This is a genomic window from Xylanibacter ruminicola, from assembly GCF_900107775.1.
Taxonomy (GTDB): domain Bacteria; phylum Bacteroidota; class Bacteroidia; order Bacteroidales; family Bacteroidaceae; genus Prevotella; species Prevotella ruminicola_C.
Map to the genome: position 1 here is coordinate 452,438 of NZ_FNRF01000001.1, position 12,895 is coordinate 465,332.

General features: G+C 48.4%; 12 protein-coding genes and 1 tRNA gene. 10 read left to right on the forward strand and 3 right to left on the reverse strand.

Annotation, left to right across the window (positions count from 1 at the left end):
* The first annotated feature begins 6 nt into the window (after positions 1-6).
* The 9 genes from topA (at position 7) to BLU97_RS01575 (ending at position 8,539) form a co-directional block, all read left to right on the forward strand.
* Entirely contained in the window at positions 7-2,409 is a 2,403-nt protein-coding gene (gene topA, locus BLU97_RS01535; RefSeq protein WP_013064748.1) for a type I DNA topoisomerase, read from the forward strand.
* A complete protein-coding gene (locus tag BLU97_RS01540) occupies positions 2,406-2,933 on the forward strand; it encodes a shikimate kinase (RefSeq protein WP_013063930.1) in 528 nt (175 codons plus the stop codon). The genes topA and BLU97_RS01540 overlap by 4 nt, the downstream gene beginning before the upstream one ends.
* A 22-nt stretch (positions 2,934-2,955) precedes the next feature.
* Positions 2,956-4,848, forward strand: a complete 1,893-nt coding sequence (gene speA, locus BLU97_RS01545; protein ID WP_074759933.1) for a biosynthetic arginine decarboxylase — start codon at positions 2,956-2,958, stop codon at positions 4,846-4,848.
* A gap of 72 nt (positions 4,849-4,920) precedes the next feature.
* Entirely contained in the window at positions 4,921-5,340 is a 420-nt protein-coding gene (locus BLU97_RS01550) for an ATP-binding protein (protein ID WP_074759934.1), read from the forward strand.
* 6 nt (positions 5,341-5,346) lie between these two features.
* A complete protein-coding gene (locus BLU97_RS01555) occupies positions 5,347-5,649 on the forward strand; it encodes an STAS domain-containing protein (protein ID WP_013063616.1) in 303 nt (100 codons plus the stop codon).
* Positions 5,649-6,698 carry a GTP pyrophosphokinase family protein gene (locus tag BLU97_RS01560; RefSeq protein WP_074759935.1) on the forward strand — a complete coding sequence of 350 codons (1,050 nt, stop codon included), beginning with the start codon at positions 5,649-5,651 and terminating at the stop codon, positions 6,696-6,698. The genes BLU97_RS01555 and BLU97_RS01560 overlap by 1 nt, the downstream gene beginning before the upstream one ends.
* Before the next feature lie 21 nt (positions 6,699-6,719).
* Entirely contained in the window at positions 6,720-7,493 is a 774-nt protein-coding gene (gene argB, locus BLU97_RS01565; RefSeq protein ID WP_074759936.1) for an acetylglutamate kinase, read from the forward strand.
* A gap of 58 nt (positions 7,494-7,551) precedes the next feature.
* A complete protein-coding gene (locus BLU97_RS01570) occupies positions 7,552-8,070 on the forward strand; it encodes an RNA polymerase sigma factor (protein WP_074759937.1) in 519 nt (172 codons plus the stop codon).
* Positions 8,060-8,539: a hypothetical protein gene (locus BLU97_RS01575; RefSeq protein WP_033150317.1), complete on the forward strand. Its 480-nt coding sequence runs from the start codon at positions 8,060-8,062 to the stop codon at positions 8,537-8,539. The genes BLU97_RS01570 and BLU97_RS01575 overlap by 11 nt, the downstream gene beginning before the upstream one ends.
* A gap of 159 nt (positions 8,540-8,698) precedes the next feature.
* On the opposite strand, the gene BLU97_RS01580 is transcribed toward BLU97_RS01575, so the two are convergent.
* The gene (locus BLU97_RS01580; RefSeq protein ID WP_074759938.1) at positions 8,699-9,469 is read right to left on the reverse strand and encodes a CPBP family intramembrane glutamic endopeptidase; all 771 of its coding nucleotides are present in this window, start codon (positions 9,467-9,469) and stop codon (positions 8,699-8,701) included.
* Positions 9,466-10,425 carry a bifunctional riboflavin kinase/FAD synthetase gene (locus BLU97_RS01585; RefSeq protein WP_074759939.1) on the reverse strand — a complete coding sequence of 320 codons (960 nt, stop codon included), beginning with the start codon at positions 10,423-10,425 and terminating at the stop codon, positions 9,466-9,468. Before BLU97_RS01585 ends, BLU97_RS01580 begins: the two co-directional genes overlap by 4 nt.
* A gap of 135 nt (positions 10,426-10,560) precedes the next feature.
* Between BLU97_RS01585 and BLU97_RS01590 the strand changes: the two genes are divergently transcribed.
* Positions 10,561-10,634: transfer RNA gene (locus tag BLU97_RS01590), tRNA-Ile, on the forward strand.
* A 428-nt stretch (positions 10,635-11,062) separates the two neighbouring features.
* Here BLU97_RS01590 and BLU97_RS01595 read toward each other — a convergent pair.
* The gene (locus tag BLU97_RS01595) at positions 11,063-12,412 is read right to left on the reverse strand and encodes a replication initiation protein (RefSeq protein WP_175456279.1); all 1,350 of its coding nucleotides are present in this window, start codon (positions 12,410-12,412) and stop codon (positions 11,063-11,065) included.
* Positions 12,413-12,895 lie beyond the last annotated feature (483 nt).

The following is a 12,895-nucleotide window of genomic DNA, read 5'->3' on the forward strand; positions in this document are numbered from 1 at the left end:
CAGAATATGCAAAAGAACTTAGTGATAGTGGAGTCGCCCGCAAAGGCAAAGACTATTGAGAAATTCCTGGGAAAGGATTACAAGGTTATGTCGAGCTACGGACACATCCGCGATTTGAAGAAAAGAGAAATCAGCATCGATGAGAAGACGCTGGAACCAGAATACGAGATTCCCGAAGAGAAGGTTAGTCTGGTAGAGGATTTACGCTCAAAAGCCGGCAAGGCAGAGACTGTATGGCTGGCATCCGATGAGGACCGCGAAGGAGAGGCCATCTCATGGCACCTTTGCGAAGTATTAGGATTAGACGAACAGAAAACTAACCGTATTGTATTCCACGAGATTACCGAATCGGCTATTCTCGATGCCATCGAGCATCCACGCCATATCAACATGGATTTGGTTAACGCGCAGCAGGCCCGCCGCGTGCTCGACCGTCTGGTTGGTTTCAAACTCTCACCAGTACTTTGGCGTAAGGTTAAGCCCGCCCTGTCGGCTGGTCGTGTACAGAGTGTTGCTGTACGACTGATTGTAGAGCGCGAGCGCGAGATACAGAATTTTAAGAGCGAGCCTTATTATAGTGTCAGCGGTGTGTTTGCCGTTGTTAACCCCGATGGCTCAGCCTCGGAGGTTAAAGCCCAGCTGAGCAAGCGTTTCAGCACCGAGGATGAAGTGATGGAATTCCTGGAGAAGTGCAAAACAGCCACTTTCTATGCCGATGCCATCACTAAAAAGCCATCAAAGCGTACACCTGCGCCCCCATTCACCACATCTACCCTGCAACAGGAAGCAGCCCGCAAGCTCGGCTTCACCGTTAGTCAGACAATGATGGTGGCCCAGCACCTGTACGAGAGCGGACGTATTACTTACATGCGTACCGACTCTGTAAACCTGTCGCAACTCTGTTTGAACGCCAGCAAGAGCGAGATTGTAAACCTCTATGGCGAGAACTATAGCAAACTTCGCAAGTATCACACCAACTCAAAGGGCGCTCAGGAGGCGCACGAGGCCATCCGTCCATCATACATGAATATGACTGAGATCGAAGGCAGTGCCCAGGAGCGTAAACTCTACGATTTGATTTGGAAGCGTACTATCGCCAGTCAGATGGCCGATGCGGAGATTGAAAAGACCACTATAACCATCAAGAGCGATGGTATCGAGGAGGTATTCACTGCTCAGGGTGAGGTTATCAAGTTTGATGGTTTCCTGAAAGTATATCGTGAATCATCCGACGATGACGAGAATGGCGAGGATTACAGCCACTCACTTCCTGTTATCAAGAAAGGACAGGAGCTCACACGTCGCGAAATCCTTACCACCGAGCGTTTCAGTGCCGGTCCTCAGCGCTATACCGAGGCCAGTCTGGTACACAAGATGGAAGAGTTAGGTATCGGTCGTCCATCAACATACGCCCCAACCATCTCTACCATCCAACAGCGCGAGTATGTGATGAAGGGTGATAAGAAAGGCGAAGAGCGTTTCTACTCTATCTACCAGCTGAAGGGTAAGCAGATTACCCAGAAAACCCGTAAGGAGATGGCTGGCTCAGAGCGCGGCAAGCTGCTGCCTACCGACATTGGTACTGTAGTAAACGACTTCCTGATGGAAAACTTCCCTGGCATCATGGACTATAACTTTACTGCCAAGGTAGAGCAGGACTTTGACAAGATTGCCGAGGGCGACGAGAAGTGGAAGGATATGATGAAGCACTTCTACAAGGACTTTGAGCCAACGGTTGAGGAAACTCTGAACAGCCGTCAGAAGTTCAAGGCTGGCGAACGCGAGCTGGGTAACGACCCCAAGACCGGTCGTCCAGTATTTGTAAAGATTGGTCGCTTCGGACCTGTAGTACAGATTGGTTCGTCGGAGGATAAGGACAAGCCTCAGTTTGCCCAGTTACCTAAGGAGCTGAGTATGGAAACAATCACCTTGGAAGAGGCTATGGAGCTGTTTAAGCTGCCACGCGACTTGGGTGAGTTCGAAGGTCTGCCCGTAAGCGTTGGTGCTGGTAGATTCGGTCCTTACGTTAAGCACGACCGCATGTTTGCATCACTGCCAAAGGATGCCGATCCAATGGCTATCACACTCGACGAGGCCATTGTGCTCATCCAGGAGAAGCGCCGACAGGAAGCAGCCAAGCACATGAAGTTCTTCCTTGAGGATCCCAAGTTGGAGATTATGAACGGTATCTACGGTCCTTACCTGGCCTACGACGGACAGAACTATCGCCTGCCAAAGAACCTGCACGAGAACGCCAAGGATCTTACCTACGACGAGTGCATGAAGATTATCGAACAGATGAAGAGCGAGGAGGGTGATAAGAAAACCGCCAAGCGAGGTGCAAGAAAAGGTGCTGGCAGAAAGGCCGCCACTAAGAAGACAACCACAAAAGCAGAGGCAGAGGCATGAAGCGCATCATTCTGATAGGCTATATGGGAGCCGGCAAAACCACCATCGGTAAGGCTCTTTCAAAGGAGTTAGGTGCCACCTTCTACGACCTCGACTGGTATATCGAGAGCCGCATGCGCAAAACAGTGGCACAGATATTTGCCGAACGTGGCGAAGAGGGTTTCCGAAAAATGGAGCACAGCATGCTGCACGAGGTGGCAGAGTTTGAGAATGTAATCATTAGCTGTGGCGGCGGCACGCCCTGCTTCTTTGACAATATGGACTATCTGAACCAGCAGGGACTGACGGTTTACCTGAAGGCCGATCCCGAGGTACTGTACAACCACCTGCTGATGGGCAAGGTTGAGCGCCCGCTGATTAAAGGTAAAAGCCCCGAGGAGCTGATAACCTTTATCCGCCAGCAACTGGAGAAGCGCGAGCCTTTCTACACTAAAGCCAAATATACACTCGACGTGAGTCTGATGGACAACTACGAGAAAATCAAGATTAGCGTCGACAAGATAAAAGAACTATTAGATTTATAACATATTCATATCCGTTTAGAAAATGAAGAAATGGACGATTGAGGATTCTAAGGAGTTGTACAACATCAACGGTTGGGGCACTTCTTATTTTGGTATCAACGACAAGGGCGATGTTTACGTTACCCCCAGCAAGAACAGCACACAGATTGACTTGCGCGAGGTAATGGACGAACTGGCACTGCGTGATGTTACGCCACCAGTACTGTTGCGTTTCCCCGATATTCTTGATAATCGTATCGAGAAAACGTGGAGCTGCTTTAAAAAGGCATCCGAGGAGTACGACTACAAAGGCGAGAACTACGTGGTTTATCCCATCAAGGTAAACCAGATGCAGCCTGTGGTCGAGGAGATTATCTCGCACGGCCGAAAATTCAACCTTGGCCTTGAGGCAGGTTCAAAACCCGAGTTGCATGCCGTTATCGCCATGCAGTGCCAAAGCGACTCAATCATCATCTGTAACGGATATAAGGATCAGAGCTATATCGAGCTGGCCCTGCTGGCACAGAAGATGGGCAAGCAGATCTTCATCGTAGTTGAGAAGATGAACGAGCTCGAGATTATCGCTCGCGAGGCTAAGAAGATGAATATCCGACCAAACATCGGTATCCGCATCAAACTGGCCTCAAGCGGCTCAGGCAAATGGGAAGAGAGCGGCGGCGATGCCAGCAAATTCGGACTTACCAGTGCAGAGTTGCTCGAAGCACTCGACTTTCTGGAGAAGAAAGGACTGAACGACTGTCTGCGCCTCATCCACTTCCACATTGGTAGCCAGATTACCAAGATCCGCCGTATCCAGACAGCCCTTCGCGAAGCTTCGCAGTTCTATATCCAGCTGCACAAAATGGGCTACAACGTAGATTTTGTTGACTGTGGTGGCGGTCTGGGCGTTGACTACGACGGAACTCGTTCTCCATCCAGCGAGAGTTCAGTAAACTATTCTATTCAGGAGTACGTTAACGACTGTATCTACACGTTTGTAGAAGCAGCCAACAAGAACGAACTGCCTCACCCCAATATCATTACCGAGAGCGGCCGTTCATTGGCTGCCCACCACTCAGTGCTGGTTATCGATGTACTTGAGACAGCCTCTCTGCCCGAGATGCCCGAGGAGTTTGAGCCAGATGCCAACAGCCACCAGCTGGTTAAGGACCTGTATGAGATTTGGGACAACCTGAGTCCACGTAATGTCTTGGAGGACTGGCACGATGCCGAGCAAATACGTGAAGAAGTTCTCGACTTGTTCAGTCATGGTATCGTTGACCTGAGAACCCGTGCTGAGGTAGAAGCTATGTACTGGAGCGTATGCCACGAGATTCATGCCCTGGCCAAGAGTCTGAAGCATATCCCAGAGGAACTCATGAAGATTGACAAGCTCCTGGCCGATAAGTACTTCTGTAACTTCTCACTATTCCAGAGTCTGAGCGACTCATGGGCCATCGACCAGGTATTCCCCATCATGCCTATCCAGCGTTTAGACGAGCGTCCCACACGTAATGCAACCATTCAGGACATTACCTGCGATAGTGATGGAAAGATAGCAAACTTTACCACCAACCGCAACAACTCGCACTCACTGCCTGTTCATGCACTCAAAAAGAACGAGCCTTACTACTTAGGCGTGTTCCTGGTAGGTGCTTATCAGGAAATCTTAGGCGACATGCACAACCTGTTCGGCGACACCAATGCCGTTCACATCTCCGAAAAGGACGGCACCTACCACATCGACCAGATTATCGATGGTGAGACCGTTGAAGAGGTTCTGGAATACGTGCAGTACAACCCCAAGAAGCTGGTTCGCCAGTTGGAAGTTTGGGTTGCCAAGAGCGTAAAGCAGGGCAAAATCAGTTTGGACGAGGGTAAGGAATTCCTCTCTAACTACCGCTCTGGACTCTACGGATACACCTATCTTGAGTAGGCTGTTTCTTCTCATGTCATCATCTATCAGATGATACAAGTCGTACTTCAATACACTAAATAACAATTCGACGTGCGTTACCAAAATCATCTTACACTGCCCAACGATGTGCAGGAAGTGCCCCAGCTCAATGCATTTGTAGATGAGGTGTGCGAGACGGCAGGTCTCGACATGAGCACAACGATGAAGATTAACCTGGCCATCGAAGAGGCTGTGGTTAACGTCATGAACTATGCCTATCCTAATGGTAAGGGCGATGTGGATATCGATGCCCAGATAAACGATGAGCATCTTAAGTTTGTCATCATCGACAGCGGTACCCCCTTCGACCCCACGGTCAAAGCCGAGGTCGACACTACGCTTTCAGCCGAACAGCGTAGTATCGGCGGATTAGGCATTCACCTGATACGACAAATAATGGATACCATTAACTACGAGCGGGTAGATAATAAGAATTTACTCACACTCAGCAAAAATATCACTAAAAAATAAATAGTTATGAAAACAACATTCAAAGAAGAAGAGAAAAATTTCGTGATGTACTTCGAAGGTCGTTTGGATACGGCTGCATCAGCAGAGGTTGAAAAGAGTATGGCTCCACTTTACGAATGCTCTGGTCACGATATCATTCTTGATTGCACAGCACTCGAGTACATCTCATCAAGTGGTCTGCGCCTATTCCTAGGTTTGCTCAAGGCCGCAAAGCCCAAAGGCAGCCATGTTTATCTGCGCAACATGAACGAAGATCTGCGCCAGGTGTTTGCCATGACTGGATTTATTAATCTTTTTGAGTTTATCTAATGCGCCTGTCGCCACATTGCGAAGCGTTGCTGCAGGAGTTCATCGACCTGCGGCCACAACTGATACTGCTTGATAACAAGATTTTCGAGCTGTTACAAACTACCATGCAGCAACAGGGTATCGAACTTAACAGCATCGAGCACCGCATCAAGGGCGTAGAGTCACTGGCTGGTAAGTTAGAGCGCAAGGGCGAGAAGTATCACTCGCTAAGCGATATTACCGACCTGATTGGCCTGCGCATTGTTACCTTCTATACCGATGATGTGGATAAGGTAGCAGCCATCGTCAGTCAGTTGTTCGATATCGACTGGAGCAACTCTGTTGATAAGCGCAAACTGCACGATTTCAACAGCTTTGGCTATAACTCGCTGCACTACATCTGTCAACTGCACGAGGGTAGCATTCCCTTCGAGATACAGATACGTACAGCACTGCAGCACACATGGTCGGCCATCGAACACGACATCGGCTACAAGGGTGCCGTTAAACTGCCCCCACAGTATCGCCGACAGTTCAGTCGTCTGGCCGGTATGTTAGAGTTGGCCGATGATGAATTCAGCCGTCTGCGCACCACGATGACCGAATATCGCCGACAGATACAAACGCTGGTAAAATCAGGTAACCTGAGCGATGTAACACTCTCTACCGACTCGTTCCGCAGCTATCTTGAGCTGCACCCATTCGAGCGTCTTAACCAGCGTATTGCCGCTGTCAACCAGGCCGAGCTTTTCCCCGCCTCACTGATGCCGTTCCTGCGCGTTCTGGAGCATTTTGGCATGGAGTCGTTAGGCGATGTACAAGCCATGGTCGACGATTTGAGCGATACAGCCTATCAGCTGGCCCTGTCGCAGTTGGCTGTTACCGACCTTGACATCCTGTCTGAGTCGGTTGGTCTGCAGAACCTATGCGTGGTTTACGCCTTGAAGCATGGTGGCGGTCGCGATGATGTGAAGATGATTTACGACACCCTGTACGGTGCCAACGAGAGTAATGCTATACTGGCCGATGCCATGATACGCCAATACAAGGCTATCGGACAAAAGCAGTAACACTCATACACATATTATAAAATGAAAGAGAAACTAACAATTGTAAAAGTAGGTGGCGCCGTGGTCGAAGACGAGGTCCAGCTCAGTCAGCTGCTCAAAGATTTCAGTGCCATCAAGGGCAACAAAGTGCTCATTCATGGCGGTGGCCGTCGTGCCACTCAGGTAGCAGCAAGCCTGGGCATCGAGTCGAAGATGGTTGGCGGACGCCGCATTACCGATGCCGACATGCTGAGCGTGGTAACCATGGTTTACGGCGGACTGGTTAACAAGAACCTGGTGGCCCGCCTGCAGGCTAATGGTGTAAACGCCTTGGGCCTTACTGGTGCCGATATGGATGTGATTCGCAGCCATAAGCGCCCCATTAAGGATGGTGTGGATTTTGGTTTTGTGGGCGATGTTGATCGCGCCGACGGTGAGATGCTGAGCCGTCTGATTAAGGCAGGCATCACCCCCGTGATGGCCCCACTCACCCACGATGGTCAGGGACACATCCTGAACACCAATGCCGACACCATTGCCAGCGAAACAGCCAAAGCTTTAGCTCCCTATTACGATGTAACGCTTATCTACAGTTTCGAGAAGAAAGGCGTACTGCGTAATCCCGACGACGATGATTCGGTTATCCCCACCATCACCCGCGCCGATTTCGAGCAGTACAAGGCCGATGGCACCATTAGTGGTGGCATGCTGCCTAAGATCGAGAATGCCCTGAGCGCCATCGATGCTGGCGTTAGTCGGGTTATCATTACCCAGGCCACTGCCATCGATGGAGAGAGCGGCACAAAAATTTTCTAATTTTTTTTGTTTTACTTGTAACTTTTGCCCCAGGTTATTCGTCATATAATAAGAGAGGATGAAAAAGATAAGTTTTAAAACTGACATCTTGCCGCTGAAGAACGAGCTCTACAGGCTTGCCCTCCGCATCACCCTCAACCCTGCAGAGGCAGAGGATGTAGTACAGGACACGATGATAAAGGTGTGGAATCGCCGCGAGGCATGGGACGACATCGAATCGATTGAAGCCTTTTGCCTTACCATCTGCCGCAACCTGGCACTCGACAGAATGCGCCACTTGGAAAACCAGAACCAGAGCCTGGAAGAAGGCGACCACGACAAAGCCGACCAGAGCTACGCCTCGAACCCTGAAGAGCAGGCTATGCAGCGCAATCGCATCGAGCTGATACGCCAACTTATTAATGAGCTGCCTGAGAAACAGCGAAGCGCCATGCAGTTGCGCGAATTCGAAGGCAAAAGTTATAAAGAAATAGCGTCGATTATGGCTGTCAGCGAAGAGCAGGTAAAGGTAAACATCTTCCGCGCTCGCCAAGCCATCCGACAAAAATATATTGAAACCGAGAAATATGGATTATAAGTATATCGAACAGTTACTGGAGCGCTACTGGCAGTGTGAAACCACACTACAGGAAGAGTCAATTCTGCGCACATTCTTCAGTCAGGAGGATGTACCAGCCAGTCTGATGCAGTACAAAGCGCTGTTTACTCTCGAGCAGGAGAAGCCTGAACTGGGCGATGACTTTGATGCCCGAATACTCGAAATGGTAGGCGAGAACACCGAAGCGCCAAAGGCAAAGATGGTAACCCTTACCACACGCCTCATGCCGCTGTTCCGTGCTGCAGCCGTGGTAGCCATCATCCTTACACTGGGTAACGCCGCACAGGCCCCTTGGGACCGCGGATGGGACGATCCAAAGGATGCATATGCTAAGTTCCACCAGCAGCATCAGGCCGACTCCGTTAACACCCTCGGCACTATGCAGGCCGAGAATATGGCCGACACCGCAAAGGTAAGTGCCACGGATACGCCCGCCTTATACGAATAAGATATTTTTTTCTATGCTTTCTTTATAAATAAAACAAGTAAAACAATTAAGACGCCGAAAGCTGTGAAGCTCCGGTTTGTTTCTCTCAAATTTTCAGGAAATACTAACGCTGAAGTTAAAGGCTGCACAAACGTGCAGCCTTCTTCAATGTTATAGGGTTTAAGCTCTCTTCATTCTCAGGTTAAGCTGGTAGATAGCTGGTATCAGTATGCACAACGAGAAGAGCACAGCCAGCAGCACGCGCTGTTCGCCAAACACCTGCGCCATTGTCGGGTCGCCAGTACCATAGGCAGCCATCGATACATTATACATGACATAAGCCACCGAATTATTCACCCAATGCACTACGATTCCAGGCACAATACTACCTGTGCGGTAATACATCCAACCTAACAGTAAGCCAGCCAAGAAAGCATGGGGCATCTGTGCTGGGTTAAAATGCGACAGACCGAACAATGCAGCTGATATAGCTATGCACAACCAGTGATTCTGGTTCCACTTAAGCAACGCGCGCAGGATAGCACCACGAAAAACCACCTCCTCAACCAGCGGTGCCAGCAGTCCTACAACCACGTAGCCTAAGCGATTACCCATCAGTTCTTCCATTCCCTCCTGCATCAGGTTAGGCAATTCGGGCATTACCTCCTGCAGCCACATCGATGGCACCAGACAGCCTACCGAAGCCATAGCCGCCCAGAACAGCACCATCCAAGGGCGCGTAAGCATCCAGTTTCGGCTAACCACAGCCCACTTGGTGACCAAGAACAGTATCAGCCCTAGCACATTAAATGCTATCAGCGTACCAATCATAAACTCTGTATTCATCGTGCCACTATTACCCAACAACGCTGTCCAAATTAGCTGGGCTGCTGTAGATACCACGACCTGCAAGGCAACAAACAGCACGGTATAAATAATCGCATTCTTCATTTCTGTGTCAATTTTGCTATCTTTTCAAATGTTTCTCTTATAAATACCTCGTCCTTCTTTATCTGTCTTTTCAGCTCATCAGTCGATGAGAAGTAACGCTCAGAGCGCACAAGGTGTGCAAAACTGATGGCAATCTGTTTACCATACAAGTCACCCTCATAGTCAAAAATATGCACCTCGAGTGTTCGCTGCTTACCATCAAAGGTAGGACGCTTACCAATGTTCATCATCGCCTGCATGGACTCGCCACCTTCTATGCTAGCCCACACGGCATACACGCCATCGGCAGGAATCAGCTTTTCGGCATTATCAGGCACCACGTTGGCTGTCGGGTAACCCAACCCTGTGCCAATATGCTCGCCAGCCACCACGCGGCCAGTAAGCTTGTAATAGTGTTTAAGCATCTGTGAGGCCTCAAAAACTCTTCCCTCTTCAGTTATCAGGTGTCTTATCAACGATGAGCTTACTGGTACATCAAATCCCTTGAACTGCACCTCGATAGCCTTAAACACACGCATGCCAAGTGCTTTACCATACTCTACGTAGTCGTCGAATGTTTCCATGCGTCCACGACCAAACTGGTTATCATAGCCTATACACAACGCTTTTACATTCAGGCGCTCGTGCAGTATCTGCGCCATAAACTCACGCGCAGTGAGCTGTGCTATCTGCATATCAAAAGGCAGCACCACCAAGTAGTCGATGCCAAGTTCGCCAAGCAACTGTATCTTCTCGTCGAGTGTGGTAATCAGCTGCACCTGAAAACCAGGCACAAACAGCTGCTGGGGCAACTTATCGAAGGTGATTACCATTGATTTGTAGCCATACTGCTGTGCTTCGTCCATCATCTGCTTGATAACCTGGCGATGTCCAGCATGAACGCCATCAAACACACCTATCGTAGCAGCGCATTCGGGCATTATCATTGTTTCTTTTATATCGTAGAATATCTCCATATTAGGCTGCAAAGGTACTCAAAAATCCGCAATTTAACCCTGCCTATCAATCATTTTTAGTTATTTTCTCTTAATAATTTGGATATTTAAAGAATTTGCCGTACCTTTGCACTCGCTTTTCAAAGCAAAGGCATCGGACTTGTAGCTCAGTTGGTTAGAGCAACAGACTCATAATCTGGAGGTCCCTGGTTCAAGCCCAGGCTGGTCCACAAGCGGAGGTCGCAGATTCACAGAGAGTTACGCGAAAGTGTAACTCTCATTTTTATGCCTTTATATATGCTTCGGGAACAAACAGGGAACAAAGACTCATTCTCTAATAGTAATAAAATTAAACGTTTTTAGCGTTCTTTGGCTATCATGTGATAGTTTATTTGAAGATTAAGACTTCCTAAAACGCCTTGAACCAGTGCTGTTAAATTTTCAAAAATGGCCATTCTGACGGTCTTTCTGTTTGTCGGATTGTTATCTCGGCTTGGCAAATCCACTATGCTTATATTACTCGCACTCGACATTTAAAAAGTAAAAGAATTAAACACAAAGAAGCCCGTCAACTGACCTCGAACTTTTAACTAATGCCATAAGCGGTCGGCTTTCGAGCGTGACGGGTGCTTTCGGTTTTATAATGACACGAAAATATCTATCTATAGCTAAACAAATCTTGTTCAATAGGTTTCTTTTTGTTCTTTGTGGTAGCGTTCATCGGCTCCAATGACCATCCGAACTCCTTCAGATTGACTCTGAGCGCATACTTGATAATGCTATTCCGGCGGTAGGTGTCGGTTCCGCTTTTGAACTTTGGCTGCTTCTCCTTGTCTTGGATTACCTGAATCACCTGCATATAGCTGTCATAGCTCCGGCCAGCCTTCAAACGGATCTGCTTCATGTAATAAAACACCTCATCTTCATGCAGATAATGGCCGAGAAGCGTCTGCAAGGCGATTTCCTGGGCTTCCTTGCCTGCATTGTACCAAACATTCTCCCTCATTCGCTGATGGATGTCGGTGTGTTCTACAGGCTCCGCATACTCTTCAAATGGAGAAAGCGGTTCGTCACCCTTCTGCCAGGGCTTTTCAATTCCTTCCTTGGGAAATTCCTTAGTGTAGATGTAGATAAATATCGACGAGACCTTACCTCCGCGCCCCTTACGAGGCCCTTCTTGGAAGTCGAACCAGAGATTCGAGTGCTTGGCAGCATACAGTTCAAACAGCTCCATCTGGGTTGCCTCCAGTATAAACTGCCTAACTTCTTTGAAACTGGTATAGATAGCAGGTGTGATAACCTTCTTGGTTCTTGGGTCACGCACCTCATCGAGGTTGAAGATGCGCCGAAAGTCCTCCATCTGAATCGGTACAACCCTCTTCTTATAGACATGCCCTTGCGCTTTCTCTCCACTGTCAAGGAAACGAAAATCGCCACAGAATTGGCTGCACAGCTCATACATCTTCTGCGAATACTTTGACCTGAGTAGCATAGCCGTTCCGAGGTCGAAGGTCGTGAAACTCTTGGAAATATCTATCAGATACGGCATAATCTCTGGCGACACGCGCACGTCGTACAGGCCTGTCTCTGTATTATAGAAGAACGAGTCCACCCAGTGAACCTCTCCCCTGATTAGCTGTCCCTGCTCATTCTTGAACGTCACGGGAACCAGCTTCTTTGCGAGTTCTCGCAGCGCAGCATAGGTACGAGGAACATTCTTCTGACCACCGATAAGTCCCAGGTCATCGTCAGTCAGATGGAAATAGAGATCCTTCCAGCTGTCCGGCACACCAAGGTTCTTCTCAGTGTACTTGTGCTTCACCTCGCCTGTGATGAAATAGAGCGTCCTCCGTTCTATCAGTCCATAGACGACGGGTGAATTGACGATTGCATTACTCCAGCGCACCTGCTCATGGGTTATCTTACCAACCGCAGGATAGCGAAGCGTTATGTTCATCGGCTCTGAAAGGTTCAGGCAGCTGACTTCGTTTTCTATCTTCTGTTTCATTTTAAAGATCATTTCTGTTAAACGTTTGCCTTGTGGCTTGAAATTCTCGATGCAAAGTTACTACAACTATTCAGTAATGATAAAAACGGGAATGTTAATTTTCCAAGCCAAGATTTCTTATTTAGACAAGCGCAAAACCTCCTAAGTTCGATTTCTGTTCTCATAGAATATCACATCCCGTCAGTCTTGGGTCAACGTTTGGGACAACCGTTTAGCGCATTTTCTCCTAAGTTCAGCGCAAAATCTCCTAACTTCCAGCGCAAAATCTCCTAAGTTCAGCGCATTTTCTCCTGAAAAAACTTCTGAAACCCCTGTAAATACACATAATTCGACTTTCTTTAAATAAAGCTATTATAAATAAATTAATAAATAAAGCTTTATACGCGCACGAGAGAGGCAAATGGGCTTAAAGGGAAAAAGATGAAGGTCTATGATACGATGGATTTACCAAAGGGAAAAGAAAATCGAGGCTTTCAGGCACCT

Excerpts from the sequence above, each read along its gene's own strand:
- argB (WP_074759936.1), top strand. The coding sequence starts at position 6,720 with ATGAAAGAGAAACTAACAATTGTAAAAGTAGGTGGCGCCGTGGTCGAA.
- BLU97_RS01540 (WP_013063930.1), top strand. The coding sequence starts at position 2,406 with ATGAAGCGCATCATTCTGATAGGCTATATGGGAGCCGGCAAAACCACC.
- speA (WP_074759933.1), top strand. The coding sequence starts at position 2,956 with ATGAAGAAATGGACGATTGAGGATTCTAAGGAGTTGTACAACATCAAC.
- topA (WP_013064748.1), top strand. The coding sequence starts at position 7 with ATGCAAAAGAACTTAGTGATAGTGGAGTCGCCCGCAAAGGCAAAGACT.
- BLU97_RS01580 (WP_074759938.1), bottom strand. The coding sequence starts at position 9,469 with ATGAAGAATGCGATTATTTATACCGTGCTGTTTGTTGCCTTGCAGGTC.
- BLU97_RS01575 (WP_033150317.1), top strand. The coding sequence starts at position 8,060 with ATGGATTATAAGTATATCGAACAGTTACTGGAGCGCTACTGGCAGTGT.
- BLU97_RS01595 (WP_175456279.1), bottom strand. The coding sequence starts at position 12,412 with ATGAAACAGAAGATAGAAAACGAAGTCAGCTGCCTGAACCTTTCAGAG.
- BLU97_RS01560 (WP_074759935.1), top strand. The coding sequence starts at position 5,649 with ATGCGCCTGTCGCCACATTGCGAAGCGTTGCTGCAGGAGTTCATCGAC.
- BLU97_RS01555 (WP_013063616.1), top strand. The coding sequence starts at position 5,347 with ATGAAAACAACATTCAAAGAAGAAGAGAAAAATTTCGTGATGTACTTC.
- BLU97_RS01570 (WP_074759937.1), top strand. The coding sequence starts at position 7,552 with ATGAAAAAGATAAGTTTTAAAACTGACATCTTGCCGCTGAAGAACGAG.
- BLU97_RS01585 (WP_074759939.1), bottom strand. The coding sequence starts at position 10,425 with ATGGAGATATTCTACGATATAAAAGAAACAATGATAATGCCCGAATGC.